The sequence below is a fragment of the Arthrobacter sp. ISL-5 genome (assembly GCF_018613835.1).
GTDB lineage: Bacteria > Actinomycetota > Actinomycetes > Actinomycetales > Micrococcaceae > Arthrobacter.
The window spans coordinates 38,822-63,629 of sequence record NZ_JAGGPM010000032.1; the positions used below are offsets into that span (position 1 = coordinate 38,822).

Genomic DNA, 24,808 nt, shown 5'->3' on the forward strand with positions numbered 1-24,808 from the left:
CATTCGTGGAGGCGCTTATTCGGTGGACGCCGGGATCTGGCAGATCATGAGGACATTTCCGTCCGGATCCCTGAAGTTGAACCATTCATCGTCCGTGACGTCCGTCAGTTCCGCGCCGCGGTCTTTCATGAACTCATGGGCTGCCCGGATGTCTGAGGTGTTGAAATGGAAGGCGGGGACCCGGAAGACGGCGTCGGGGGAGTAGATCTTGCTGTCGAGGACCAGGCCGGCCCCGTCCATGGGCAGTATGTAGAGGTGGTCAAGCAGGATCTTGTCCTCGGCGGGCACGCCCAGCATTTCGCAGTACCAGTCACGGGCCTCTTCAATATCGCGGACAGGAACGAAAACGGTGCCGATTTGCGGCGCAACTGCATGCATGGCGATCCTTCGTGAGATGGACAGGCACTTGAACCCTAACGCGGGCGCACACCTGCCGCCAGCATGGCGCGGGGTCATGTCATCCGAAGGCCGGCACGACCTCCGGGACCTGAGGTCGGGCCGGCCCGCCGTGACCTATGCTCGTTGAGTGGCGAAACGCGGCATCTTCGCGTGGCCGGATATTGGGGGAAGTCTTGGTACTGAAATCTGAGTGTCAGTCAAGGGGAACGGTCAGACTGGCCGCGCAGGCGAAATGCCTGGCGCTCGCCGTCGTGCTTGCAGGTGGACTGGCGGGCTGCGCGCCCGGTGAACCGGCACCCGGACCGACGGCGACGGTAGGAGCGGGCAGTGTAGTCTCGGGCAAAGCGGTGACGGATAAGCTGGCGGCTGCCCCGGCGGCAACAGGAGCGTCAACAGAACCGCGGGACGTTTCCACGTCCCGCGAGATGCCGGGGCCCAAGGTGGCCGATTCGTTTGGCAACGTCGATTTCTACACCACGGTGGCAGGCGACACTTTCTCGGCCATGACCGCCGCCTTCGGACTGTCAGAGGCGAAGATAACCGAGTTCAACGGACTCACCCCCGGGGCGCCGCTGGTGCCCGGCAGGACACTCCGCCTCATTCCGGCTGAAGGGCCGCTCCGCGGGGCCACGGGCACGGCGACGGTGGACGCCAACGGCATCCCCTCCACGTACGATGTTGCGGCGAACGACACCCTGGACGGCATCGCCTACCGCTTCGGCCTCACCCAGGAACAGCTGGCCGAAGCGAACAAGGTCCCCTATGTCCACGAGCAGGGCAATGTCTACTTCCTCAAACGCGGGAACCGCATCCAACTGCAGAAGAACCCTGTGGACAGCAGGTCCGGCACCGGGGTAACCGTCACGAACTCGTTCGGGAACGCCGATTTCTACACCACCGTGGACGGGGACTCGTTCGACAGCATCGGCTACAAGTTCCGGCGCACAGCACCCCAATTGCTGCTCTACAACCCGGCCTTGAAGGCGGACAGGCCTATCCCGCCGGGCACCAGGGTGAAACTGATGGCCGGGGATGTCAGGATCACCGGCGCCCGGGGGACGTTTACCGCCGATGCCGCCGGGGTCCCGCTGACGTACACGACGGCGGCGGGAGACATCGAGCGTCAGGTGGCGTTCCGGTTCAACCTTGCAATTCACGAACTCGAATCCGCGAACCGGCCTCTGGCGCCCGGCGAGCGCACATGGTTCGCCTTTGCCGATCTTCCGGCCGGCGAACTCGCGCCGGGCCAGGTCATCAGCCTTACGGCAGAGCAGCCGATCAACAGATAAGTAACCCCAACGTATCTCCCGCCCAATCGTCCTGAATCCCGTCGACTTTTCGGCCCAAAGCGGAGCACCATTAAAGGACAGCCGCTGTAAAGGAGGTCGGTGATGTGCTATTCATCGCGTGAGGATTTCGGCTGGGGCACTAAGAAGGACGCAACCCGGAAGCCTGAAGAGCGCCGGGAGACGACACCTGCGGAAACCCCGGAACCGAGGGCCCATGCGGACCAAACCAAACTGTGGGCCTTCCTTGCCCGCCGCAGGGAACACCAGGCTCCGAAACCGATGACTGACCGCATCCACGAGAAGGTCTAGGCACAAACAGGATAGGCACCGCTGCGGCGGTGCCTATCCTGTGTTCGGCTGGCCTGCTTTGTTTAGCCGTCAGCACCGACTCGTGTCACGAAGCGACCAGCAGCACAGCCAGCACCGCCATGAGGACGGCGATTCCGCCGTCGAGAATGCGCCAGGCGCCGGGACGGGCGAACACCGGTGCGAGGAACTTCGCGCCGAAGCCGAGGAGGCTAAACCACAGCGTGCTGCCGGCCACCGCTCCCCAGGCGAATGGCCAGCGGCCATCGGGGCCTTGGCCGGACGCCAGCGAACCCAGGAGCACCACCGTGTCCAAGTACACGTGCGGATTGAGCCAGGTCAGGGCGACGGCGGTGGTCACCGCCGCGGTCAGCGTGGTCCGGGTAGTCGGGCCTGAGGCGGCGAGGGCTCCGGGATTCAGGGCACGCCTCGCAGCGATGACGGCATAGGCGAGTAGGAAGGCGGCCCCCGCCCAGCGGACCACTGCCAGCGCAAGAGGCGCTGCCTGGATCAGGGCGCCCACTCCCGCGACCCCGGCAACGATCAGCACAGCGTCGCTGGCGATGCAGACCCCCACGATGGGTGCCAGGTGTTCGCGGCGCAATCCCTGGCGCAGCACAAAGGCGTTCTGGGCGCCGATCGCAATGATGAGGGAAAGGCCGGCGCCGAAGCCCGCAAGGAGAGATCCGAAAGTTGTCATGAAGTCCACTTGCCTGACTCTAGGCGCCGCGGAATCATGAGTACAGCTAAACTTTCTTACCGAGCTTAAGGAAAATTCAGGATGGATGCGACGACCGAACAGCTCAGGACGCTGGCAGCCGTGATCGAACACGGCACGTTCGACCGGGCGGCTGAAGCCCTCCATGTGACCTCGTCAGCGGTCAGCCAGCGGATCAAGGCCCTCGAGCAGCAGACCGGCCGCGTGCTGCTGCTCAGGACCAAGCCCGCCCGGCCCACCAAATCCGGAAGTGTGGTGGTACGGCTGGCACGCCAGGTGGCCCTCCTCGAAAGTGAGGCCATGGATGAGCTGGGCCTGGAAGGAGCCGGGGCCCGCCCGCGCATACCGCTGGTGATCAACGCCGACTCACTGGCCACGTGGGTTCTGCCGGCCCTGGCCAGCATCGACCGGACCAGCTTTGAAGTCACCATCGATGACCAGGACCACTCGATCGACCGTCTCCGGGAAGGCACGGCGATGGCGGCAATAACATCGGACCCGAACCCCGTTCAGGGGTGCATTGCACGGCCCCTCGGCATCATGCGGTACAGGGCGGTGGCCAGCCGGGTCTTTACCGAGGAGTGGCTACCCGACGGATTCACCGACCAGGCCCTGTCCGCGGCGCCCGTGGTGGTGTTCGACCGCAAGGACGCCCTGCAGGACCGCTACCTCGAGCGGCGGCTGGGTGCAGGCGCCGCCCTGCCGCCCCGGCATTACGTGCCCGCATCTGCCGACTTCCTGCGCGCGATCGAACTGGGACTCGGCTGGGGAATGCTGCCCGACCTTCAGTCCTCGGACGCTATCGCTGCCGGCACGCTGGTCGTCCTCGACGATCAGCGCCACGTCGACGTCCCGCTCTACTGGCAGCAATGGTCGGTGGAATCCGCCACGCTCACGAGAATTGCGGCGTCGCTGCAAAAAGCTGCGGCCGCCCGGCTCCGCTGACCTATCCGCGCCCTAGGCTGCGAGCCTGCTCTTGACCTCGGCCGCCGAAGGGTTCGTGGCCGCGGTGCCGTCCGGGAAGAGCACGGTGGGGACGGTGCGGTTGCCTCCGTTGATCTGCTCCACGAGCTCGGCGGTGCCATCCACCTCTTCGATGTTAATTTCGGTGTAGCCGATTCCCTGCGCGTCCAGCTGCTTCTTGAGCCGGTTGCAGTAGCCGCACCAGGTGGTCGAAAACATGGTGATGGTGCCGTCTTCGGGAGTGAAATCCACAGAGCTCTCCTCAGGTTGCTGTGTTGCTGTCAGTTCGTTCGTCTCAACGGTAACCCGGGTGCCGGTATTCCCCCGCCTCTGTTGCGATGGCATGCTGGTGCCATGTGTGGACGCTACGTCATGGCCAGGGCGGTCGGGGACCTGCTGGCGGAATTCGACGCCGAAATCGAAAACGAAATAGAGATCCCGCCGTCGTGGAACATCGCGCCCACCGACGGTGCCCCCATCGTCCTTGAGCGGCTAATCGACGGCGGGACGGTCCGCCAGTTGCACGTCGCGCGCTGGGGGCTGGTGCCGTCCTGGGCAAAGAGCCCGGGCATCGGCCCCAAGATGATCAATGCCCGGAGTGAAAGCGTGCTGGAGAAGCCCGCCTTCCGCAAAGCGGTCCAGTCACGACGCTGCGCCGTGCCGGCGGACGGGTACTACGAATGGAAGCAGGGTGAGGGCCGCAGCAAGCAGCCCTATTACGTCCGGCCCAGGGACGGCTCCGGCATGGTCTTCGCGGGCCTTTATGAATGGTGGAAGGACCCGTCCAAGGCGCAGGACGACCCCGCCCGCTGGATGCTTTCGATGTCCATCATGACGGCGGATTCACCGCCGGCAGGTGCGGAGCACACAGTTTTCGGCGAGCTCACCGCGCTCCACGACCGCGTCCCCCTTCCCATGAACCGGGAAACGATGGCGGCCTGGATCGATCCGCAGGCGGACGATGCAGCCGGCCTGGTGGACCTGGTCCGCTCGGGGGTGAAGGATGTTGCCGCCGGCTGGCGCGTGGACTCCGTCGGCACGGCCGTCGGAAATGTCCGCAACAATTCCCCGGAGCTCATCGAACCCGTAGAGGCACTGTTCTGATACCGGCAACCGGCGGCAGAAATCAGACGGTGACGCGTCCGCCGTCGTCCACTGTCCAGGTGGGGTTATAGGCAATCTCCCACCGGAAGCCGTCCGGATCCGCGAAGTATCCTGTGTAGCCGCCCCAGGGCTGGGTCTTGGGGGCGGCCACGATGGCGGCGCCGGCTGCTTCCGCCTGTGCCATCACGCGGTTAACTTCGTCGGCGCTGCCCACGTTATGGCTGAGCGTAATACAGGGGACGGCTGACGGGGCGTCCACGGCTGCCTCGGCCTGCATCTGCGCTGCGTCCCACAGGGAGAGCACCAGGCCGTGGTTGGCCTGGATAAACACCACTTCATCCGGAACCTCCCGGTGGACGGGCCAGCCGAGGGCGTCCACATAGAAGCGGCGGGAGGCGGCCACGCTTCGCACTCCCAGTGAAATAAAATCGACTCGGGGCTGCATGGTTCGATACTGTCATGGACATGCCCACAAATCACGAAGACGATAAAAGCGCCCAGGCTGACAAAGAGCAGCTCGCTGCCGTTCGCATCGCCGTCGATGAGGTGGATGAGCAGATCGTCACGTTGATTGCCCGCCGTGAGCGCTTGATCAGGATCGCGGGAACGCTAAAGGGCGATGACGCCGAGGTCAGGGCTCCCGGTCGCGTGGAGCGGGTCATCGAGCATGTCCGCGCTGCTGCCCTGAAGAAGGAAATTGACCCGGACATCGTGGAAAGCACGTACCGGGCCATGATCTCGAAGTTCATCGAGCTCGAGCTGAAAATCCACAAGGACAGCAACTAAGCCCTGTCGGGGCTACCTAAAGGGATTCCTCCACGGGCACTCCGGACTGGTATTCCCGGCCGTCAGCTTCGCTGAAGCCTGACATGAGATGTCCTTTGCCAAGCCCGAACACTGTGCTTACCGGGAAGTTGCCGGTAATGGTGTTGCCGGAGTGCTCGACGTTGCTGATGTCAAAAGTCTCCTCCGTTTCGTCGTGGTTGAAGAAGTACATGGAGACCGCTTCACCGTTCATGAACTCGATTCCCAGCCTCCGTTGATGCGAATAGTCCGGAGTGGCAGCCATGAGCCCCACGACAAAGGCGCCCGATCCTGGAATGTTGCCCTCGATATCAAACCTGGCCACCAGTGTTGACTCTTTGGCGGCGATGCTTACATGCTTCAGGAGCGCGTCATTGGAACTCATGGCTCCATCCTGCCCCCTAAGCCGCCGTCCGTCCACACCCATCTAGGTTTTGTCCGAGGCCCGGCGTAGACTGAAGGTATTCGAATACATATTCGAATAACCGTTTATATTCAGCAGATTCATGTTGGTTTCCGGAGGCACCCGTGGGCATGTTCAGCGAGTCGGTAGACGTCGTCTGCAACGCCGCGGGCGAACCTGTGGAACTCCAATGGGGCGGCAGGCAGTACACAGTCTGCGCCGAACCAGTGCGCTGGTATGAGCGCCGGCAGTGGTGGGCGGAGGAGCGGCGGGCGCCGCTGGGAAGCGGACCGGGCCTCGTGGACCACGAGATCTGGCGCATCCAGGTGGTTCCGGCCGGCACCCAGAGCAACCGCCAGGAATCTGCGGAAACCCATCAACCCCTGACCCTGGATCTGGTCCGGCATACCGGCAGCGGACGCTGGAGGCTGCTCCGGATCCACGACGCACTCCGGTATAAGACAGCATGACCTTCACACACCTTCACGTATCCACCGCCTTCAGCGCCCACTACGGTGTTTCCTGGCCTGATGAGCTCGCCCAGTCGGCAGCGGCCGAAGGAGCTACCGCCTTGGCCTGCACTGACAGGGACGGGCTGTACGGCACCGTTAAACACCTCAAGGCATGCATGGCTGCCGGCATAGACCCCGTCGTGGGGGTGGACCTCGCCGTATTCGACGACGACGGAGACCTCCGCACCCAGCTTTCCGGCCGGGTGGTGGTGCTTGCGCACGGCCACAACAACGGAGCCGGCTACAAGGCGCTGTGCCGGCTGATTTCGGATGCGCACGCCCGCACCACCGGTAAGGCCGGGGGAGCGGTCCCGGTTGCGGTCACCCGCGCGGAGCTCGCATCGAGGATCCTTGACCCCAAAACCCTGGAACCGGTGCTCACCGTCCTGGTCGGCCCTGATTCCGACGTCGGACGGGCCTTGGGCGGGCGGCGTTACCTTCGGCCACGAACTTTGTTCAAGAGCTGGCTGGATGCATTGCCGGCAGGGAGCCTCGCCGCCGAAGTTGTCACCCATCTCAGCGCTCCCGGGGAGCCGCTGAGCACGGCCCATGCCGTGCGCATGCTGAAGCTCGCCGAGGAATACCGCGTTCCGGCAGTGCTCACCAACGCCGTCCGGTATTGCGCTGAGGACGGCGCCGCGACAGCCGACGTCCTGGATTCCGCCCGCACGCTGAAGTCGCTGCCCGAGCTGTCCGCCGCACCGATGCTCCAGCCCAACGGCCAGGGCTGGCTGAAATCGCCCGCGCAGATGCTTCAGCTGGGGAAGGAAATCATTCACGCCGCCGGTTACGGGACGGCAGATCTCCAGGTGCTCCTCGCACAGACGGAGGCGCTCGCCGACCGGTGCCGCATGGATCCGGTCTCCGACATGGGCTGGAAACAGCCGGTGGTGCCCGAGGCCTCCGTGATCGGCATTGAAGGGGACCCGCTGGCAGAGCTGGCCCTGCGCTGCGAGGCCGGTGTCACCCGCCGCTTTCCGGGGATATCCGGCCAAGCTGAGGCCGTGATGCGCGCACGGCTGGATCACGAACTGAAGATCATTGCCAACCTCGGCTTCGCCTCCTACTTCCTCACTGTGGCGGAGGTTTCACGGATGATCCTGGACATGGGGGTGCGCGCCGCCGCCAGGGGGTCGGGGGCTTCGAGCCTGGTGAATTACCTGATCGATATCAGCCAGGTGAATCCGCTCCAGCACGACCTGATTTTCGAACGGTTCCTGTCCGGGGACAGGTCAACCCTGCCCGACATCGACATCGACGTCGAAAGTGCTGAGAGGCACAACGTCTACCGGAAAATCTTTGACCGCTTCGGTGCCCAGCGCGTCACCCTGATGAGCATGCAGAACGGCTACCGCGCCCGGGGAGCCGTGCGGGATGCAGGCATGGCATTGGGAATGGACGATGGCGATGTGGGGGAAATTGCCAAGCAGCTGTGGCGGTTCTCGGCCCGGAAATTCAGGGAGGCGCTTGAGGAAAAGCCCGAACTGCGGGAATTTGCCGGCAGGGTGGAGCATCGGGACTTTTCGGAAAACCAGCAGCTTGACCTGCTGGTGGATCTCACCGAACGCCTGGACCGCCTCCCGCGCCATATCTCCATGCACCCCTGCGGCGTGATTCTCGGCGATGCCACCCTGCTGGACCGGACCCCCGTCCAGCCCAGTGGGCTGGGGCTGCCCATGAGCCAGTTCGACAAACACGACATGGACCCCATGGGCATGCTCAAACTCGATGTCCTGGGGGTCAGGATGCAAAGCGCCATGGCCTTTGCCGTGCGGGAGATCATCCGGATCCATCCTTCGAAGGAGGAAGTGGTGGCAGCCGGGGCCCATCCCGTGGGACCAGACGGAAGGGGCCCGGACTACATCAGCGAGGACGGCCGCATAGACCTCAACGCTGTGCCGCTGGATGACGAACCCACCTACGAGCTCATCAGAAGCACCCACACCCTGGGATGTTTCCAGATCGAATCGCCGGGCCAGCGCGAACTCGTGGGCAAAATGGCGCCGAGGGACTTCAACGATCTCATCATCGACATTTCGCTGTTCCGCCCGGGGCCCATGAAGTCGGACATGGTCCGGCCGTTCCTGGAACACAGGCACGGCTTCGCGCCGGAGGTCTATCCCCATCCGGACCTCAAACCGGTGCTGCAGGAAACCCACGGCGTCACCGTTTTCCATGAGCAGATCCTGAAAACCTTCGACGTCATGACGGGCTGCGGGCTGGCCAGGGCAGACGAATTCCGCCGCGCCCTGGGCAACGAGGCACTGGAGCCGAAGGTGGAGGAGTTCTTCCGAAGTAAGGCCAAGGAGAACGGCTACACCCCGGAGGTAGTGGACAAGGTCTGGGGGACCCTGAAGGCCTTCGGCAGCTTCGGATTCTGCAAGGCCCACGGCGCAGCCTTTGCGGTGCCCACCTACCAGTCGGCCTGGCTGAAGGCCCACCATCCGGAGGCCTTCTTGGCGGGGCTGTGGGAACACGATCCCGGCATGTACCCCAAGCGCCTGCTGGTTGCCGAGGCACGCCGTCTCGGCATCCCCATCCTGCCGCTGGACATCAACCGCAGCGGGGGCGAGTACCGGGTGGAGCGGGTCGCGGAGGGGCCGGACCGGGGGAAGCTGGGCATCAGGCTGAGCCTGAACGGGATCTTCGGCCTTTCGGGTTCGGAGCTGAAACGGATCGTGGCCGGGCAGCCCTACGATTCCCTGGCGGACCTTCGGGCCAGGTCCAGGGTGAGTAAACCGAGCATCAAGAGGCTGGCCCAGTTGGGCGCCTTCGATTCCCTGCACCGTGAATCGGGCGGTGCGGCCAACCGGGCAGACCTGGTCCAGCACCTCCAGAACCTCCAGGGCCGGCAGGTCCGGAAAGGCCCCGACGTCATCGACGGACAACTGGCACTGCCTTTGGGTGATGTTGAGTTGCGGAACGTGAAGGCTGAGCTTCCGGCACCCACCATGGTGGAGAATGTCCGCGCTGAGCTTGACCTGATGGCGGTGGATGTCAGCGAGCACCTGATGTCGAGCCACCGGCCGCTGCTGGACAGGCTGGGTGTCACCACCGCGGACAAACTGCTCGAACTCAGGAACGGCACGGAGGTTCTGGTGGCCGGGGTCCGGATTGCCACCCAAACCCCGCCCATGCGCGGCGGCCGCAGGGTTGTTTTCATCAGCATCGATGACGGCACCGGATGTGTGGACTCCGTGTTCTTCCATGAAGCACAGGAGCTCGCAGGGCCCCTGCTTTTCGGCACGCGGCTGCTGCTCATCCGGGGTACCACCAGGCGAACAGGCCCGCGGGGGATCAGCCTGAGCGCCAGCATGGCCTGGGACCTCAGCCGGATAGACACCCTGCCGTTCCCTGAACAGGCCATCCCGGAACAGGCCCTCCCGGAGGCCCTCCGGGAAAAGGGTGAACCAGCACAGGCCCTCCCGGCGCAGGGTGAACCCGGAGGCGCGGCTGTCCACCCCGGAACGGTCATCCCTGACGAATTCAGGGTGCCGGGACCGCTGGAGGGAATCGGCAGGAATCTTGCCATCACCGGACTGGGCGGCTGACGCGCCCGCCCCCGTGATGCGCCGCGGCCGCCCGTGTGCCGCTTTGGCTGGCCTCTTCCGTTACAGATACCATTGACAAGGCTGGCTGTGGTCCCCGTATGCCACAAGCTACGAAGCCTTAACTTTGAATAGGAGACACCCGTGTCAGATGCCGAGCAGATCACCCTCATCGTCGATGGCGAAGAGATGAAGGTGACTACCGGGACCACCGGCGCGGAACTCTTCTTTGAGCGCCGCGACGTCGTCGTGGCCCGCGTTGACGGCGAGCTGAAGGACCTGGACCAGCCCCTTCCCGAAGGTGCCCAGATCGAGGCCGTTACCATCGATTCCCCTGACGGCCTCAACGTGCTGCGCCACTCGACCGCCCACGTCATGGCCCAGGCAGTGCAGCAGCTGCGCCCCGACGCCAAACTGGGCATCGGCCCCTACATCACCGACGGCTTCTACTTCGACTTCGACGTCGCTGAGCCGTTCACCCCGGAAGACCTCAAGGCCCTGGAAAAGATGATGCTCAAGATCATCAACCAGAACCAGAAGTTCGTCCGCCGCGTCGTCTCCGAGGACGAAGCCCGCGAAGCCATGAAGGACGAGCCGTACAAGCTCGAGCTCCTGGGCAAGAAGAACAACGCCGCCGACGCCGGCGAGGGCGTCAACGTCGAAGTGGGCGCCGGAGACATCACCATCTACGACAATGTGGACCGCAAGAGCGGCGACAGCGTCTGGTGCGACCTGTGCCGCGGCCCGCACCTGCCCAACACCAAGCTCATCTCCAACGCCTTCGCCCTGACCAGGTCCTCGGCCGCCTACTGGCTGGGCAACCAGAACAACCAGCAGCTGCAGCGCATCTACGGCACGGCCTGGCCCACCAAGGATGCCCTCAAGGCCTACCAGGAGCGCATTGCCGAGGCCGAACGCCGCGACCACCGCAAGCTTGGTGCCGAACTGGACCTGTTCTCCTTCCCTGATGAACTGGGCTCCGGCCTGCCGGTCTTCCACCCCAAGGGCGGCATCATCCGCAAGGCCATGGAGGACTACTCCCGCCAGCGCCACGTGGAGGCCGGCTATGAGTTCGTCTACACGCCCCACATCACCAAGGGTCACCTCTACGAAGTCTCCGGCCACCTCGACTGGTACAAGGAGGGCATGTTCCCGGCGATGCACATCGACGCGGAACTGAACGAGGACGGCACCGTGCGCAAGCCCGGCCAGGACTACTACCTGAAGCCGATGAACTGCCCCATGCACAACCTGATCTTCCGGTCGCGCGGCCGCTCCTACCGCGAACTGCCGCTTCGCCTCTTCGAGTTCGGCTCCGTGTACCGGTACGAAAAGTCCGGTGTGGTGCACGGCCTGACCCGCGTGCGCGGCATGACACAGGACGACGCCCACATCTACTGCACCCGCGAGCAGATGAAGGACGAACTCACCTCCACCCTGAACTTCGTGCTGGGCCTGCTCAAGGACTACGGCCTGGACGACTTCTACCTGGAGCTGTCCACCAAGGATCCCGAAAAGAACGTCGGCTCTGACGAGGCCTGGGACGAAGCCACCCGAACCCTGGCCGAGGTGGCCGAAGCCTCGGGCCTGGAGCTGATCCCGGACCCGGGCGGAGCCGCGTTCTACGGCCCCAAGATCTCCGTTCAGGCGAAAGACGCCCTGGGCCGCACCTGGCAGATGTCCACCATCCAGCTGGACTTCAACCTGCCCGAGCGCTTCGAACTCGAGTTCCAGGCCGCTGACGGCACCCGCCAGCGCCCGGTCATGATCCACCGCGCCCTCTTCGGCTCGGTGGAGCGCTTCATGGGCGTGCTCACGGAGCACTATGCCGGCGCCTTCCCGGCCTGGCTGGCTCCCGTGCAGGTGGTGGGCATCCCGGTGGCCGAGGCGTTCAACGACTACATGTTCGACGTCGTCGGCCAGCTTAAGGCGGCCGGCATCCGGGCCGAGGTGGACATCTCCTCGGACCGCTTCCCGAAGAAGATCCGCACGGCCAGCAAGGACAAGATCCCGTTCGTGCTCATCGCCGGCGGCGAGGACGCCGAAGCCGGCGCTGTGTCCTTCCGCTTCCGCGACGGCAGCCAGGACAACGGCGTGCCCGTGGCCGAGGCTGTCCAGCGGATCGTGGATGCCGTCCGCGACCGGACCACCTAGCCGCGGCGGAGGGACACACAGTGCAGGAGAACACAGGAGCGGGCTATCCGGGCGACGCTGAGGTGACGGATGATTTCGGCCTCGCCGGCGTTCCGGACGCCTTCCAGCGCCTGTGGACTCCGCACCGCATGGCCTACATCAAGGGCGGGCAGCACCAGTTCAAGAACCAGGACGACTGCCCGTTCTGCATAGCCCCCTCACGGACGGATGAGGAGTCCCTCATCGTGTACCGGGGCCGCACGAGCTATGTGGTGCTGAACCTGTTCCCGTACAACCCGGGGCACCTGCTGGTGTGCCCTTACCGCCACGTTCCGGACTACACGGACCTGACGGTCGAGGAGACCGCCGAATTCGCCGAGCTGACCCAGACCGCCATGCGCGTGCTGCGGAAGGTGGCGAATCCGGGCGGCTTCAACCTCGGCATGAACCAGGGGGTTGTGGGCGGGGCCGGAATTGCCGGGCACCTCCACCAGCACATCGTTCCGCGGTGGGGCGGGGACGGGAACTTCTTCCCCATCATCGCCCAGACCAAGGCGATCACGCAGACCCTCGACGAAGTCCGCCAGCAAATTGCCGAGGCGTGGCCAGGGGAGACGCATGCTGAATAGGCATGCCCGCGGTTTCTTCACCGCGCTGTTCTCCCCGCTTGCCCGCTGGCTCCTCAGGATCGGTGTATCCCCGGACGCCATCACCATCGTCGGGACGGCCGGTGTGGTGGTGGGCGCCCTGGTCTTCTACCCGCTGGGCCAGCTCTGGTGGGGAACGATCTTTATCACCGCCTTCATCTTTTCCGACGTTATTGACGGCATCATGGCGCGGCTGCAGAACGGGGGAGGCCGCTGGGGCAACTTCCTGGACTCCACCCTGGACCGGGTGGCGGACGGGGCACTCTTCGCCGGCCTGGCTGTCTGGTTCTTTACGGGCGGCGAGAATGAGGCGATAGCGATCGCCGCCGTCGTCTGCCTTGTTCTTGGCATGGTGGTCTCGTACGTGCGGGCGAAGGCCGAATCACTGGGCTTCCAGGCCAATGTGGGCATTGCCGAACGCGCCGAACGGCTGGTGTCCGTCCTGGTGGTCACCGGCTTCACGGGCTTGGGCTTGCCGTCCATAGTCCTGTTCGTGACCCTCGTGCTGCTGGCCCTGGCAAGCTTCGTCACGGTGGTCCAGCGTGTGCTGGCGGTCCGCGACCAGTCGCACGAAGACACCGAGCAAACCTGATTAAGCCGGGCTGCCGGGGTGGGACTAGTATTAGGACTGCCTGGTCAATGGATCCGGGTAATCCGGTGTGTGCAAATTACGGCATTTCCGTGCCGCCCGCACTCCCGGCGAAGGTCATCTATCTACCCATAGGGGTTTTTGTGTCTACACCTGATGTAAGCAGCGAAGCCGGCTCGTCCGCCAACAGCGTCACGGGCAGCAACCGCGTCAAGCGCGGCATGGCAGAGATGCTCAAGGGCGGCGTCATCATGGACGTCGTCAACGTCGAACAGGCCCGCATCGCCGAAGACGCCGGTGCCGTTGCCGTCATGGCGCTCGAGCGGGTCCCGGCCGACATCCGTGCCCAGGGCGGCGTGTCCCGCATGTCCGATCCGGACATGATCGACAAGATCATCGAAGCCGTGTCCGTCCCGGTAATGGCCAAGGCCCGCATCGGCCACTTCGTCGAGGCGCAGGTTCTGCAGTCCCTCGGCGTGGACTACATCGACGAGTCCGAGGTCCTGACTCCGGCCGACTACACCAACCACATCGACAAGTGGAACTTCACCGTTCCCTTCGTCTGCGGCGCCACCAACCTCGGTGAGGCCCTGCGCCGCATCAACGAGGGCGCGGCGATGATCCGCTCCAAGGGTGAGGCGGGCACCGGAGACGTCTCCAACGCCACCACGCACATGCGCCAGATCCGCGCCGAGCTCCGCAGGCTGTCCTCCCTCCCGGAGGACGAGCTGTACGTCGCCGCCAAGGAACTGCAGGCACCGTATGAACTGGTCAAGGAAGTTGCCTCCACCGGCAAGCTCCCGGTGGTGCTGTTCACCGCCGGCGGCATCGCCACCCCGGCCGACGCCGCCATGATGATGCAGCTCGGCGCCGACGGCGTGTTCGTCGGCTCCGGCATCTTTAAGTCCGGCAACCCGGCCCAGCGCGCCGCCGCCGTCGTGAAGGCCACCACCTTCTTCGACGACCCCGACGTCATCGCCAAGGCCTCCCGCGGCCTGGGCGAAGCTATGGTGGGCATCAACGTGGACGAGATCCCGCAGCCGCACCGCCTCGCCGAGCGCGGCTGGTAACAGCTTCAAAAGCAGTACGACGCCGGCCGGTCACCTTTCTTGGGTGACCGGCCGGCGTCGTCCGTTCTTCCCAACTAACTCGCACTTGTGGTCGTTTTCAGCCCTCAGAACGACAACAAATGCGAGTCACTTGGGTGGGGCCGGCGGTCATTCCAGGCCGCGGCGCTTCAGGAGCGGCTCCAGGGCTGCGTCGCGTCCGCGCAGCGTGCGGAACGAGTCCAGGGGATCCTTGCTGTTGCCCCGGGACAGGAGCTCAGTACGGAAACGGTCGCCGTTCGCGCGGGTGAGTCCGCCGTTCTCGGTAAACCAGTCTACGGTTTCGGCGTCCAGCACCTCGCTCCAGATGTAGGAGTAGTAGCCGGCCGCGTAGCCGTCGCCGGCGAAGATGTGCTGGAAGTACCCCGTGCGGTATCGGGGCGGGATCAGTCTGTGAGCAACCCCTGCCGCCGCCAGCGCCTTGGCCTCGAACTCCAGGGCGTCCTGCGGGACGTTGCCGGCGTCCAGCACATGCCAGGCCAGGTCCAGGAGCGCGGCGCCGAGGTACTCCGTGGTGGCGAAGCCCTCGCCCCAGAGCTTCGACTCGTTGAGCCGGTCCACCGTCTCCTGGGGGAGCAGCTCACCGGTGGCGTGATGGCGGGCATAGTTGGCCAGGACCTCGGGCCACATGATCCACATTTCGTTCACCTGCGACGGGTACTCCACGAAGTCGCGGGGCACCGACGTGCCGGAGAACCGCGGATAAGTGACGTCCGAGAAAAGCCCGTGCAGGGCGTGGCCGAATTCGTGGAACGCCGTCCGGACTTCGTCCAGCGTCAGCAGGGTGGGCTCACCGGCCGCGGGCTTGGAAATGTTGAGGTTGTTGATCACCACCGGTTTGGTGCCCAACAGGGCTGACTGCTCCACGAGCGAGTTCATCCAGGCGCCGCCCCGTTTGGATTCCCGCGTGTAGTAGTCGCCCAGGAACAGTCCCAGCGCCGTGCCGTCCTCGTTGTGGACCTCCCAGACCCGGACGTCCGGGTGGTAGCCGGCGAGGTCGCTCCGTTCATGGAAGGTGATGCCGTAAAGCGACGTGGCCGCGAAAAACACGCCGTCCACCAGCACCCGGTCCAGTTCGAAGTAGGGCCGGATTGCCTGCTCGTCCACCGCGTAGCGCTCCCGCCGGACTTTCGCGGAGTAGTACGCCCAGTCCCAGGCCTCCAGCGGGTGGCCAGCGCTTTCCGCCAAGGCGGCGGCCTCGGCGTCGGCATTCCGGACGGCGGCAGGCGCCAGCCGGTTCAGCATGGTCCGTACGGCCTCAAAGTCCGGGGCTGTCTGCCGGTCCACGACGAGTTCGGCGTAGTTGGCAAAGCCCAGCAGCGCGGACTTCTCGGCGCGAAGCCGCACCATGGACTTCACAAGATCGAGGACGTCAAGGCTGCCGCCGCTGCTGCCCCGGGCGACGGACACCTCATAGAGCCGGCGGCGGACGTCCCGGTTTTCCAGCGCCGCGAGGGCGGGCTGGTTGCTTGGCTGGATCAGCGTCAGGAGGTACTTCCCCTCGTGGCCGGCAACCCGGGCCGCTTCCGCGGCGCTGGCGACCTCGTCAGCGGGCAGGCCGGCCAGTTCCTCGGCGTCATCCAGCAGGAGGGCCGCGGACTTCATGCCTTCCTTGACCCGCTGCCCGAACTCCGTGCCAAGCCTCGAGAGTTCGGCGTTCAGCGACTTGAGTTTCTCCTGGCCCGAATCGTCCAGCTGAATGCCGGACTGGCGGAATTCCTTGAGGTATTCCTCCACCAGCCGGGTCGACTCAGCATCCAGACTATCGGTGCGGATAGCCGCGAACCGCTCGTAAAGCCCCCGGTTGAGGTAGACGGCATCCTGATGGGCGGCAAAGCGTGGCGACAGCTCTGTTTCTAGGTCTTGGATGGCATCAGAGGCGTCGGCGGAAACCAGGGTGAAGAAGGATGCGGCGGCGCGTTCCAGTAGACGGCCTGACCGCTCCATCGCCAGGGCAGTGTTCTCGAACGTTGCCGGTTCGGGGTTGTCCACGATGGCCGCGATCTCGGACAGATGCTCAGCGAGGCCGGCACCAACTGCCTCGGCGTAGTGGGCGTCAGTGATGTCTGCAAACGGAGGCAGGCCGAACGGCAGTTTGCTCGGGCTCAGCAGGGGATTAGTCATGACGAAACACTTTCATGCAGCTGTCCGGTTCACAATCATGTCGGGTGCGTTTGGCTACGCGTTCCGGCCGGGGTGCGGCCGTAGGATTGCGGGATGGGGAACATTCGCACCAGAATCGCTGGCCGTGCCGTCCGTACGGTCGCGGCGGCAGCACTCATCGCATCCGTGGCTTCCTGCGGGGTCATCTCGGAACGGGACAATCCGGGGCCGGGCGGACAGCCCACCTCCACCGCCTCGGCGGCAACGCCTCCGGCGTCCTCGGCCGCCGCTGCCCCGACGCCCACTCCGACCCCTACTCCGACGCCAGGGGCGGGCCCGGCCTGTAAGGCCGCTCGTTGCACGTCCGTGCTGGTCAGTGGCGACATGCTGGTCCACGCCCAGCTGTGGGACCAGGCGCGGGAAGACGCACTGGCGGGCGGCATCAAGGGTCTTGATTTCGCCCCCCTGCTCGAGGGCCAGCGGCGCTACATCCAGAAGAGCGACCTCGCCATTTGCCACCAGGAGACCCCGGTGGGCGTTCCGCAGGGCCCCTTCTCCGCCTATCCTTCCTTCAACGTGCCGCCGCAGATCATCGCCGCCTCGAAGGCCGTGGGCTACAGGGCCTGCACCACCGCCAGCAACCACACCATCGACCAGGGCACTGAAGGCCTCGTCAGGACCCTGGACGCCCTGGACGCCTCCGGCCTGGAGCATACTGGCTCCTACCGGACCCAGGCCGAATCCCAGGAAATCCTCATCATGCAGACCGACGCCGCGAAGATTGCCGTCATCGAGGCCGCGTACGGCCTCAACGGGCAGACTCCGGAAGCGGACTGGCAGGTGGACATGCTGGACGCTTCCGCCATGATCGCCAAGGCAAAGAAGGCCAGGAAACTGGGGGCTGACATCGTGCTCGGCGCCATGCACGCCGGCGACGAATATGCCAGCGCCCCGAATGCCCAGCAGCAGGACGTCGCGCACGCCCTGGTGGACAGCGGCCAGTTCACCATGATCTACGGACACCACACGCACTCCGTGCTGCCGGTCGAAAAGTACAAGGGGACCTGGATTGTGTACGGCCTCGGCAACGGCGTGACTGAGCTGTCGCCCACGTACGTGGTGAACAACGAGGGCCTGCTGGTGCGGGCGCAGTTCAGCCAGGACGCCGCAGGAAAGTGGACGGCGTCCGACCTGGGCTGGGCACCGTCCGTCATCGTGAACGCGCCCTACCGGTGGTGCTCCGTGGCTTCCGACGCGCCGCAGGGCGTTTGCGCCAGCCCCGCCGCAGACGCCGCGACGCGGCAGCGGACCAAGACCGTGGTGGAGTCGATGGGTGCTGCCGGGGCCGGCGCGCACGAGCTGCTGATCACCAAGGAACGCTGACCGGCAACTGTTCCCTGCCCAGCAGCGGGCGTCCGGCGGGGCAGCTCCTCGTGGGGCTTGCGGCGGGCGGGGCCTAGTAAGACCGTTCCTAGCGGGGCCGGCGGGCCGCGTGTTCCCGCGCCAGGACCGCATAGCGGTCATCCGGGTCGCCCGGCGTAAAACTCCCGTATTTGCGTTCGACGGCGGCCCGGATCAGGAAGTCGGCGATCGCCGGGTTCTTCGGGAGCAGGGAGCCGTGCAGGTAGCTGGCTACGATGTTGCGGTACCGGGCGCCCTCCTGGCCGTCGCTGCTGTTGTTGCCCGTTCCCTTGGGCACGGTGCCAAGCGGCTCCACGCCCGGGCCGAGGGTGGTCTGGCCGCTGTGGTTCTCATAGCCCAGAACCTCGCCGAACTCCGCCGTGGTGATTTTGACATTGCCGATCAGCCGTTCATCCGTGCCGTGCGTTTCCACGTCAAGAACGCCGATGCCGGGAATGACTGACCCGGTGCGTGTCTTGAAGAAGCGCCCGAACAACTGGTACGTCCCGCAGATCAGCAGCATGGGCGTGCCGTCCTCCGCGAGGCCCCGGAGGGTTTCGGCACGCGACTGCAGGTCGTCTTGGATGACCAGCTGCCCGCTGTCCTGCCCGCCGCCGCCGACAATGATGTCCACTTCGTCCGGGAATTCGTCCCCCACGTTGTACTCAAGCAGCTCCGGGGCGTAGCCGTGCCATTTCAGCCGCTGCTGCAGCACCAGTGCGTTGCCCCAGTCGCCGTAGATGTTCATGTCCCGCGGATATAGCTGCAGGACCCTGATGGTTCCCTTGCTGCCTGATGTTCCGGGGGTCATGAGACCACCTCCACTGTGGTGATTTTGGACAGTTCACGCCGGATGGCGAGCATGGCCGTGTAGGTGCAGAAGATGCGCTTCGGTTTGTCCGTTGCCCCGGCAATAAACGCGGCCAGGGCAGGCGCGATCTCGGTGTTCACGGCGCCGACGGTCACCTCGTCATACTGCAGCCGCAGCGCCATGTCGTAGGCGCGGGAACCGGTCAGCTGGTCCACCCCGTCAGCCCGCAGTGACTCGAAGTCGACGTCCCACAGCCATGACATGTCGCGTCCGTCCGCGTAGTTGTCGTTGATGGCGATCATGGTGGCGTAGCCGCCGGCCGGGAATGATTTGAGCCCCAGCCGGAATCCGCTCGGGTTCTTGACCAGCACAAGGTCCAGGGGGAGACCGTCGACGACGAGGCTTTCGCCGCGGCCGAAGGCCGGCGCCACCCGGGAAAGCGCCGTCAGCAGCGTGGCCTGGTCCGCGGCGGCAGCGCCGCTGCCGCAGATGCTGCGCGCCAGCGTCAGCGCCGCCGCTGCATTGAAGATGTTGTAGACGCCGCGGAGCTTCATCGCGGTGGTGACTGTGCCGCCGTCGTACTCAAAATCGGCGTTGTCCGGCCCCACCCGGCGGAGGACGACGTCGGCGGGCGGCTTTTGCTGCACTGCCGCCGGGGCGGGGCTGCCGGGACCGGCGCGCAGTTCGTCGTCGTTGGGGAAGGTGCTCAGCAGCGAGTCGTCGAGGCCGAAGTAGCGGACATCCGGCCCGTCCAGGGTGTCGGCGATCCGGGCGACCCGGGGGTCCTCGCGGTTCAGGACCACGGTGCCGGTGGTCTTGGAGGCGATGTGCTGGAGGAGCTGGGCGGTCTTGTCGATCTCGCCGAAGCGGTCCAGCTGGTCACGGAGTACATTGAGCAACAGGCTGTAGCGCGGCGGAACCCGGTTGACGAAGTGCACGGCGTGGGCCTCGTCCAGTTCCAGCACGGCGATGTCGGCGTCGAGCCGTCCGCGCCAGTCCACGTCGCCGAGCAGGGCGGCGGCCACGCCCCGGGTGAAGTTGCTGCCGGTGCGGTTGGTGAAGACCTTCAGGCCCTGGCTTTCCAGCAGTTCCACCACCATCTTGGTGGTGGTGGTCTTGCCGTTGGTGCCGCTCACCACGGCCACACCGTGCGGAAGTGTGGACAGGGTCCGCTGCATGAAGCCGGGGTCGATTTTCTCGACCACAAGCCCGGGTAGGGCGGAGCCTCCGCCCCTGAGCCGGGAGACCCGGCGGACGAGCTTGCCGAGCGGAACGCTGAAGGAAAACATGCTCTGTAATATATCCCAGTAGCGGCATGCAATGAGGCGGGCCGGGGCCGGGCAGGACTCGGGGCAGCGTCCGGGACACTATGATATTTGGATGACCAACCCCCTTTTTGCCGCGGTTCCGCGCCCTACTGATGGCGTCGGTGCAGGTTTGCGCATCGGCGTCCTGGCACTCCAGGGCGACTTCCGCGAGCACCTCCGTGCCGTCGAAGCGGCCGGTGCCACCGGCGTCGGCGTCCGCCGGCCTGCGGAACTTGACGGCCTGGACGGACTTATCATTCCCGGCGGGGAATCAACCGCGATCGACAAACTCGCGCGGGCCTTCGAGCTCGCGGACCCGCTGCGCAAGCACATTGCCGAAGGCCTTCCGGTGTACGGGTCCTGTGCCGGAATGATCCTGCTCGCGCACGACATCGCCGACCCCGCCACCGACCTCGCCGGGAACCCGCAGCAGACCTTCGGCGGGCTGGACATCACCGTGCGCCGCAACGCCTTCGGCCGCCAGCGTGAGTCGTTCGAAACCGACCTCGACTTCAAGGGCCTGGATTTCAGCGCCACCGAAGAGGGCGTCGCGCCGGTCCACGCGGTGTTCATCCGCGGGCCCTGGGTGGAGCGCGTCGGGCCGGGCGTCGAGGTGCTGGCCCAGGTGGAACCGGCGGACCCCGAGCATGCGTCTCACGCAGCCCATCTGCAGGGGACGGCTAGAATTGTTGCAGTGCGTTCCGGCCACCTGCTGGCCACCTCCTTCCACCCGGAAGTGACGGGGGAGAAGCGCGTACATGAACTTTTTATCCGAATGATCAGAGGAGAAGCGTAAAGCATGTCAGGCCACTCCAAATGGGCAACGACCAAGCACAAGAAGGCCATCCTTGATAGCCGCCGGGCCAAGTCGTTCGCCAAACTGATCAAGAACATCGAAGTCGCTGCCCGGATGGGCGGCCCGGACCTGGCCGGCAACCCCAGCCTGGAACTCGCCGTTACGAAGGCGAAGAAGACCTCGGTCCCGGCCGACAACATTGACCGTGCCATCAAGCGCGGCGCGGGCCTCACCGGCGAAGTCGTTGACTACACGGAAATCATGTACGAATGCCGCGGCCCGCAGGGTTCGGCGCTGCTGATCGAATGCCTCACGGACAACAAGAACCGTGCCGCTTCCGAGGTCCGCCTCGCCATTTCCCGCAACGGTGGCACCATCGCCGATCCCGGTTCCGTCAGCTACCTCTTCTCCCGCAAGGGCGTGGTCACCCTGCCCAAGAACGGGCTCAGCGAGGACGACGTCCTGATGGCGGTGCTCGACGCCGGCGCCGAGGAAGTCAAGGACAACGGCGACACCTTCGAGATCCACTCGGACCCGAAGGATCTGCAGGCCGTCCGCGATGCCCTCAAGGAAGCCGGGATCGAATACGACACCGACGAGGCCGAATTCGTCCCCTCCATGGAGGTGCCCCTCGACCTGGACGCCGCCAAGAAGTTCATGAAGCTCGTCGACGCCCTGGAAGACCTCGACGACGTCCAGAACGTCTACAGCAACGCCGACCTCAGCGACGAAGTGCAGGCCGCACTGGAAGCCGAGTGATCCCGCAGCGCCGCTGTGAACTTGAGGCCCGGCCTTGACCCTGCGTGTGTTGGGCGTCGACCCGGGCCTCACCCGTTGCGGCATCGGCGTGGTGGACGTCGAGAAGAACCGCCGCGCCACCATGGTGGCCGTCGGTGTGGTGGGCACGTCGCCGGAGGAGACGCTGGACCAGCGCCTGCTGGTCATCGCCCTCGCCATTGACGACTGGCTTGACCGTTACGAGCCGCACGTGCTGGCGGTGGAACGCGTTTTCTCCCAGTTGAACGTCAGCACGGTGATGGGTGTGGCCCAGGCCTCCGGCGTCGTTATTGCGGCTGCCGCCCGGCGGGGCATACCGGTGGCGCTCCACACGCCGTCGGAAGTCAAAGCGGCCGTGACCGGCAGCGGCAACTCGAACAAGGACGCCGTCACCAAGCTGGTGACCAAGATTCTCCGGCTCGACGCCCCGCCGCGTCCGGCGGACGCCGCGGACGCCCTCGCCCTTGCCATCACGCACGCGTGGCGGGCGGGCAGCGGAGCGGCAGTGGCTTCCACCGGTCCGGGATCGCAGTCGCTGACTCCCGCCCAGCGGGCCTGGGCCGAGGCAGAGGCAAAGGCGCGCCGTGCGCGCTGATTGTCCGCGGCCCTTGCTAGGGTATTCGTAGATATGTTCGGATAGTCGGTCTTTGCCGGCGGTAGTTCAGGAGCCCGGCCTTGATAAGTTTTCTCCGCGGAACCGTAGCGCACGTTGGCCTGTCCACGGCCGTGATCGATCTCAACGGTGCCGGCATGAGCGTTTATGCCACGCCGCAGACCCTCAGCAAGCTGCGGACCGGCGAGGAGGGGAAGCTGTTCACGTCCCTGATTGTCCGGGAGGATTCGCTGACGCTGTTCGGCTTCGCTACCGACGACGAACGGGAAGTCTTCGACGTCCTGCTCAGCGTCAGCGGCGTCGGTCCCCGGCTCGCCCTGGCCGTCCTGGCTGTCCACGATCCGGAGGCCATCCGCGTCGCGGCGCACACCGGCGACAGCAAGTCGTTCACCAAGGTCCCCGGCATCGGCCCGAAGGTTGCCGGCCGGATCGTGCTGGAGCTGGCCGGAAAGCTGGTTCCGCACGGCACCCCGGCAGCTCCCGCCCCAGCCGCGTCAGCCGAATCGGTCTGGAAGCCGCAGGTGGTGGCTGCCATGACCAGCCTCGGCTGGTCTGAGAAAGACGCCACAGGCAGCATCGACAAGGCACTGGCCGATTCACCTGACCTTGCGGAGCAGGGAAACGTTGCCGAGATCCTGCGCACCACGCTGCGGTGGCTCGGCCAGGACGGCGCCCGCGCCGGCAACCGGGTAGGCAGCCGTGGCTGAACCGTCCCTCGTTGCCGGGGGAGAAGAGCCGGAGGAGCGGGCCATCGAGGCCGCCCTTCGGCCGAAGAACCTCCACGACTTCGTGGGCCAGCACCGTGTCCGCAAACAGCTGTCCCTGGTGCTGCAGGCCTCCCGCATGCGGGGCCGCAGCGCGGACCACGTGCTTTTTTCCGGGCCGCCGGGACTCGGCAAGACCACCCTGGCCATGATCGTCGCCGCGGAAATGAACGCCCCGCTGCGCATCAGCAGCGGCCCCGCCATCCAGCACGCCGGGGATCTTGCCGCCATACTCTCCTCCCTGTCCGAGGGCGAGGTTCTGTTCCTCGACGAAATCCACCGGATGTCCCGCCCCGCCGAGGAAATGCTCTACATGGCCATGGAGGACTTCCGGGTGGACATTGTGGTGGGCAAGGGAGCGGGGGCAACGGCAATACCCCTTGAGCTGCCACCCTTCACGCTAGTCGGCGCCACCACCCGCGCCGGGCTCCTGCCCGGACCGCTGCGCGACCGATTCGGTTTCACCGGGCATCTTGAGTTCTATTCCGTGGAGGAGCTCGAGCTCGTCCTGCGCAGATCCGCCGGACTCCTTGACCTGAAAGTGAATTCGGCGGGTTTCAGTGAAATCGCGGGCAGGTCCCGCGGCACACCGCGTATCGCTAACCGGCTGCTGCGGCGGGTCAGGGACTGGGCCCTGGTGCACGGCATCGAACAGATCGACGCCAGGTCAGCCTCTGCCGCGCTGGACATGTACGAGGTGGACAAGCGCGGCCTGGACCGCCTAGACCGAGCCGTGCTGGACGCGCTGATCACCAAGTTCGGCGGCGGCCCCGTGGGGCTGTCAACCCTGGCCATAGCCGTCGGCGAGGAACCGGAAACTGTCGAGACCGTTGCCGAGCCGTATTTGGTCCGGGAGGGCCTGCTCGGCCGGACGCCCCGGGGCCGCATCGCCATGGCGCCGGCATGGACCCACCTGGGCTTCGCGGTTCCCCCCGGCGTGTTCGGGCAGGAACCGCTGGACGTGTTCGCTGTTGACGAACTCACCGGAGATACGGGCGCGGAGACCGAATCGCAATGGATTCCGAACAGCCACTAGCACCGTTGCACGCCGTTTCCCTCTAGACTGGTAGGACGCTCGGCACCTCCGGGCTTTGTTTCCGTGGCTGGCGCCAGCCAGCCGTCCGTCGCCAGTCACCCTCGTCTGGCCCGACGCCCGGTACAAGGCGGATGTTGCTGTCAACCAGCTACGCAAGTACAGAATGGAACTTCCCTGTGTTCGGACATATTACTGCCCAGGCCCAGCCGCAGGCCGGCGGCGGCATCGACATCATGACCATACTGCTGTTCGTCATGCTCGGCATCTTCATCTTCATGATGTTCCGCCGGAACAAGAAGACCCGGCAGCAGCAGGCCACGCTCCAGTCGCAGTTTGCGCCGGGGGTTGACGTCATGACCAGCTTTGGCCTGTTCGGCCGCATTGTGTCGATCGATGACGAAGACAACAAGGTTGTCCTGGAACTCTCACCCGGCAACCTGGCCACCGTCCACCGCCAGGCCGTCACCAAGATCGTGGAGCCCGCCGCCGCCGAGTCGCAGGACATTCCCGACGACGCATCGTCGCTGACGGCCGAGGAGCACGGAAGCGCCACCGCAGGCAGCGAAACGCCGGATGAAACCCTGAAGCGCCTCAACGACGAGGGCAAAAAGGACATCTAGTCCGTCGTCGCGACCCGCTGGGCACCACCATCTACGGCTGCAGGGCTGCCGCCGGCTCG

At 65.5% G+C, this 24,808-nt stretch carries 26 protein-coding genes; 18 read left to right on the plus strand and 8 right to left on the minus strand.

Going from position 1 to position 24,808, the window contains the following annotated elements:
* Window positions 1-15: 15 nt before the first annotated feature.
* Entirely contained in the window at window positions 16-378 is a 363-nt protein-coding gene (locus J7I89_RS17815; RefSeq protein WP_214973085.1) for a VOC family protein, read from the minus strand.
* 368 nt (window positions 379-746) lie between these two features.
* Between J7I89_RS17815 and J7I89_RS17820 the strand changes: the two genes are divergently transcribed.
* A complete protein-coding gene (locus J7I89_RS17820) occupies window positions 747-1,688 on the plus strand; it encodes a LysM peptidoglycan-binding domain-containing protein (protein WP_214973086.1) in 942 nt (313 codons plus the stop codon).
* Between the two features lie 102 nt (window positions 1,689-1,790).
* Window positions 1,791-1,997 carry a hypothetical protein gene (locus tag J7I89_RS17825; RefSeq protein WP_214973087.1) on the plus strand — a complete coding sequence of 69 codons (207 nt, stop codon included), beginning with the start codon at window positions 1,791-1,793 and terminating at the stop codon, window positions 1,995-1,997.
* An 85-nt stretch (window positions 1,998-2,082) separates the two neighbouring features.
* On the opposite strand, the gene J7I89_RS17830 is transcribed toward J7I89_RS17825, so the two are convergent.
* Entirely contained in the window at window positions 2,083-2,694 is a 612-nt protein-coding gene (locus J7I89_RS17830; protein WP_214973245.1) for a LysE/ArgO family amino acid transporter, read from the minus strand.
* A gap of 81 nt (window positions 2,695-2,775) precedes the next feature.
* On the opposite strand from J7I89_RS17830, the gene J7I89_RS17835 reads away from it, so the two are divergent.
* Window positions 2,776-3,657, plus strand: a complete 882-nt coding sequence (locus tag J7I89_RS17835; protein ID WP_214973091.1) for a LysR family transcriptional regulator ArgP — start codon at window positions 2,776-2,778, stop codon at window positions 3,655-3,657.
* Window positions 3,658-3,669: 12 nt separating this feature from the next.
* Here J7I89_RS17835 and J7I89_RS17840 read toward each other — a convergent pair whose 3' ends face one another.
* Window positions 3,670-3,927, minus strand: a complete 258-nt coding sequence (locus tag J7I89_RS17840) for a mycoredoxin (protein ID WP_078028863.1) — start codon at window positions 3,925-3,927, stop codon at window positions 3,670-3,672.
* A gap of 102 nt (window positions 3,928-4,029) precedes the next feature.
* Here J7I89_RS17840 and J7I89_RS17845 point away from each other — a divergent pair, with 102 nt between their 5' ends.
* Window positions 4,030-4,779: an SOS response-associated peptidase gene (locus J7I89_RS17845; protein WP_214973093.1), complete on the plus strand. Its 750-nt coding sequence runs from the start codon at window positions 4,030-4,032 to the stop codon at window positions 4,777-4,779.
* Between the two features lie 22 nt (window positions 4,780-4,801).
* Here J7I89_RS17845 and J7I89_RS17850 read toward each other — a convergent pair whose 3' ends face one another.
* Window positions 4,802-5,224 (minus strand): VOC family protein, encoded by a 423-nt coding sequence (locus J7I89_RS17850; protein ID WP_214973095.1) that lies wholly within the window; start codon window positions 5,222-5,224, stop codon window positions 4,802-4,804.
* A gap of 14 nt (window positions 5,225-5,238) precedes the next feature.
* Between J7I89_RS17850 and J7I89_RS17855 the strand changes: the two genes are divergently transcribed.
* A complete protein-coding gene (locus J7I89_RS17855; protein ID WP_214973097.1) occupies window positions 5,239-5,565 on the plus strand; it encodes a chorismate mutase in 327 nt (108 codons plus the stop codon).
* A 16-nt stretch (window positions 5,566-5,581) separates the two neighbouring features.
* Here J7I89_RS17855 and J7I89_RS17860 read toward each other — a convergent pair whose 3' ends face one another.
* The gene (locus J7I89_RS17860; RefSeq protein ID WP_214973098.1) at window positions 5,582-5,968 is read right to left on the minus strand and encodes a hypothetical protein; all 387 of its coding nucleotides are present in this window, start codon (window positions 5,966-5,968) and stop codon (window positions 5,582-5,584) included.
* Between the two features lie 143 nt (window positions 5,969-6,111).
* Between J7I89_RS17860 and J7I89_RS17865 the strand changes: the two genes are divergently transcribed.
* The 6 genes from J7I89_RS17865 (at window position 6,112) to pdxS (ending at window position 14,485) form a co-directional block, all read left to right on the plus strand.
* Complete coding sequence (locus J7I89_RS17865; RefSeq protein WP_214973100.1) at window positions 6,112-6,456, plus strand: DUF6504 family protein; 345 nt, start codon at window positions 6,112-6,114, stop codon at window positions 6,454-6,456.
* Window positions 6,453-10,049: a DNA polymerase III subunit alpha gene (locus J7I89_RS17870; protein ID WP_214973102.1), complete on the plus strand. Its 3,597-nt coding sequence runs from the start codon at window positions 6,453-6,455 to the stop codon at window positions 10,047-10,049. The genes J7I89_RS17865 and J7I89_RS17870 overlap by 4 nt, the downstream gene beginning before the upstream one ends.
* Window positions 10,050-10,235: 186 nt before the next feature.
* A complete protein-coding gene (thrS, locus tag J7I89_RS17875) occupies window positions 10,236-12,200 on the plus strand; it encodes a threonine--tRNA ligase (RefSeq protein WP_251045527.1) in 1,965 nt (654 codons plus the stop codon).
* A 20-nt stretch (window positions 12,201-12,220) separates the two neighbouring features.
* A complete protein-coding gene (locus J7I89_RS17880) occupies window positions 12,221-12,808 on the plus strand; it encodes an HIT domain-containing protein (protein ID WP_056635076.1) in 588 nt (195 codons plus the stop codon).
* Window positions 12,798-13,418 carry a phosphatidylinositol phosphate synthase gene (gene pgsA / locus J7I89_RS17885; protein ID WP_214973106.1) on the plus strand — a complete coding sequence of 207 codons (621 nt, stop codon included), beginning with the start codon at window positions 12,798-12,800 and terminating at the stop codon, window positions 13,416-13,418. The genes J7I89_RS17880 and pgsA overlap by 11 nt, the downstream gene beginning before the upstream one ends.
* Before the next feature lie 140 nt (window positions 13,419-13,558).
* A complete protein-coding gene (gene pdxS, locus J7I89_RS17890; RefSeq protein WP_214973109.1) occupies window positions 13,559-14,485 on the plus strand; it encodes a pyridoxal 5'-phosphate synthase lyase subunit PdxS in 927 nt (308 codons plus the stop codon).
* A 147-nt stretch (window positions 14,486-14,632) separates the two neighbouring features.
* On the opposite strand, the gene J7I89_RS17895 is transcribed toward pdxS, so the two are convergent.
* Window positions 14,633-16,645: a M3 family metallopeptidase gene (locus tag J7I89_RS17895; RefSeq protein ID WP_214973111.1), complete on the minus strand. Its 2,013-nt coding sequence runs from the start codon at window positions 16,643-16,645 to the stop codon at window positions 14,633-14,635.
* Window positions 16,646-16,738: 93 nt separating this feature from the next.
* On the opposite strand from J7I89_RS17895, the gene J7I89_RS17900 reads away from it, so the two are divergent.
* Window positions 16,739-18,007: a CapA family protein gene (locus tag J7I89_RS17900; RefSeq protein WP_214973113.1), complete on the plus strand. Its 1,269-nt coding sequence runs from the start codon at window positions 16,739-16,741 to the stop codon at window positions 18,005-18,007.
* A gap of 88 nt (window positions 18,008-18,095) precedes the next feature.
* On the opposite strand, the gene J7I89_RS17905 is transcribed toward J7I89_RS17900, so the two are convergent.
* Together J7I89_RS17905 and J7I89_RS17910 are read right to left on the minus strand one after the other, a co-directional pair.
* On the minus strand, window positions 18,096-18,836 hold the full coding sequence (locus tag J7I89_RS17905) for a type 1 glutamine amidotransferase (RefSeq protein ID WP_214973116.1): 741 nt from the start codon (window positions 18,834-18,836) through the stop codon (window positions 18,096-18,098).
* Window positions 18,833-20,125, minus strand: a complete 1,293-nt coding sequence (locus J7I89_RS17910; protein WP_214973117.1) for a Mur ligase family protein — start codon at window positions 20,123-20,125, stop codon at window positions 18,833-18,835. The genes J7I89_RS17905 and J7I89_RS17910 overlap by 4 nt, the downstream gene beginning before the upstream one ends.
* Window positions 20,126-20,216: 91 nt before the next feature.
* Here J7I89_RS17910 and pdxT point away from each other — a divergent pair, with 91 nt between their 5' ends.
* From pdxT to yajC, 6 genes are all read left to right on the plus strand, one after another.
* A complete protein-coding gene (gene pdxT / locus J7I89_RS17915) occupies window positions 20,217-20,939 on the plus strand; it encodes a pyridoxal 5'-phosphate synthase glutaminase subunit PdxT (protein WP_214973120.1) in 723 nt (240 codons plus the stop codon).
* A 3-nt stretch (window positions 20,940-20,942) separates the two neighbouring features.
* Window positions 20,943-21,698 carry a YebC/PmpR family DNA-binding transcriptional regulator gene (locus tag J7I89_RS17920; protein ID WP_214973122.1) on the plus strand — a complete coding sequence of 252 codons (756 nt, stop codon included), beginning with the start codon at window positions 20,943-20,945 and terminating at the stop codon, window positions 21,696-21,698.
* 34 nt (window positions 21,699-21,732) lie between these two features.
* A complete protein-coding gene (gene ruvC / locus J7I89_RS17925; protein ID WP_214973124.1) occupies window positions 21,733-22,311 on the plus strand; it encodes a crossover junction endodeoxyribonuclease RuvC in 579 nt (192 codons plus the stop codon).
* Between the two features lie 80 nt (window positions 22,312-22,391).
* The gene (ruvA, locus tag J7I89_RS17930; protein WP_214973126.1) at window positions 22,392-23,036 is read left to right on the plus strand and encodes a Holliday junction branch migration protein RuvA; all 645 of its coding nucleotides are present in this window, start codon (window positions 22,392-22,394) and stop codon (window positions 23,034-23,036) included.
* Window positions 23,029-24,129, plus strand: a complete 1,101-nt coding sequence (gene ruvB / locus J7I89_RS17935) for a Holliday junction branch migration DNA helicase RuvB (RefSeq protein WP_214973128.1) — start codon at window positions 23,029-23,031, stop codon at window positions 24,127-24,129. Before ruvA ends, ruvB begins: the two co-directional genes overlap by 8 nt.
* A gap of 233 nt (window positions 24,130-24,362) precedes the next feature.
* Window positions 24,363-24,749: a preprotein translocase subunit YajC gene (yajC, locus tag J7I89_RS17940; protein WP_214973247.1), complete on the plus strand. Its 387-nt coding sequence runs from the start codon at window positions 24,363-24,365 to the stop codon at window positions 24,747-24,749.
* The last annotated feature ends 59 nt before the right edge of the window (window positions 24,750-24,808 follow it).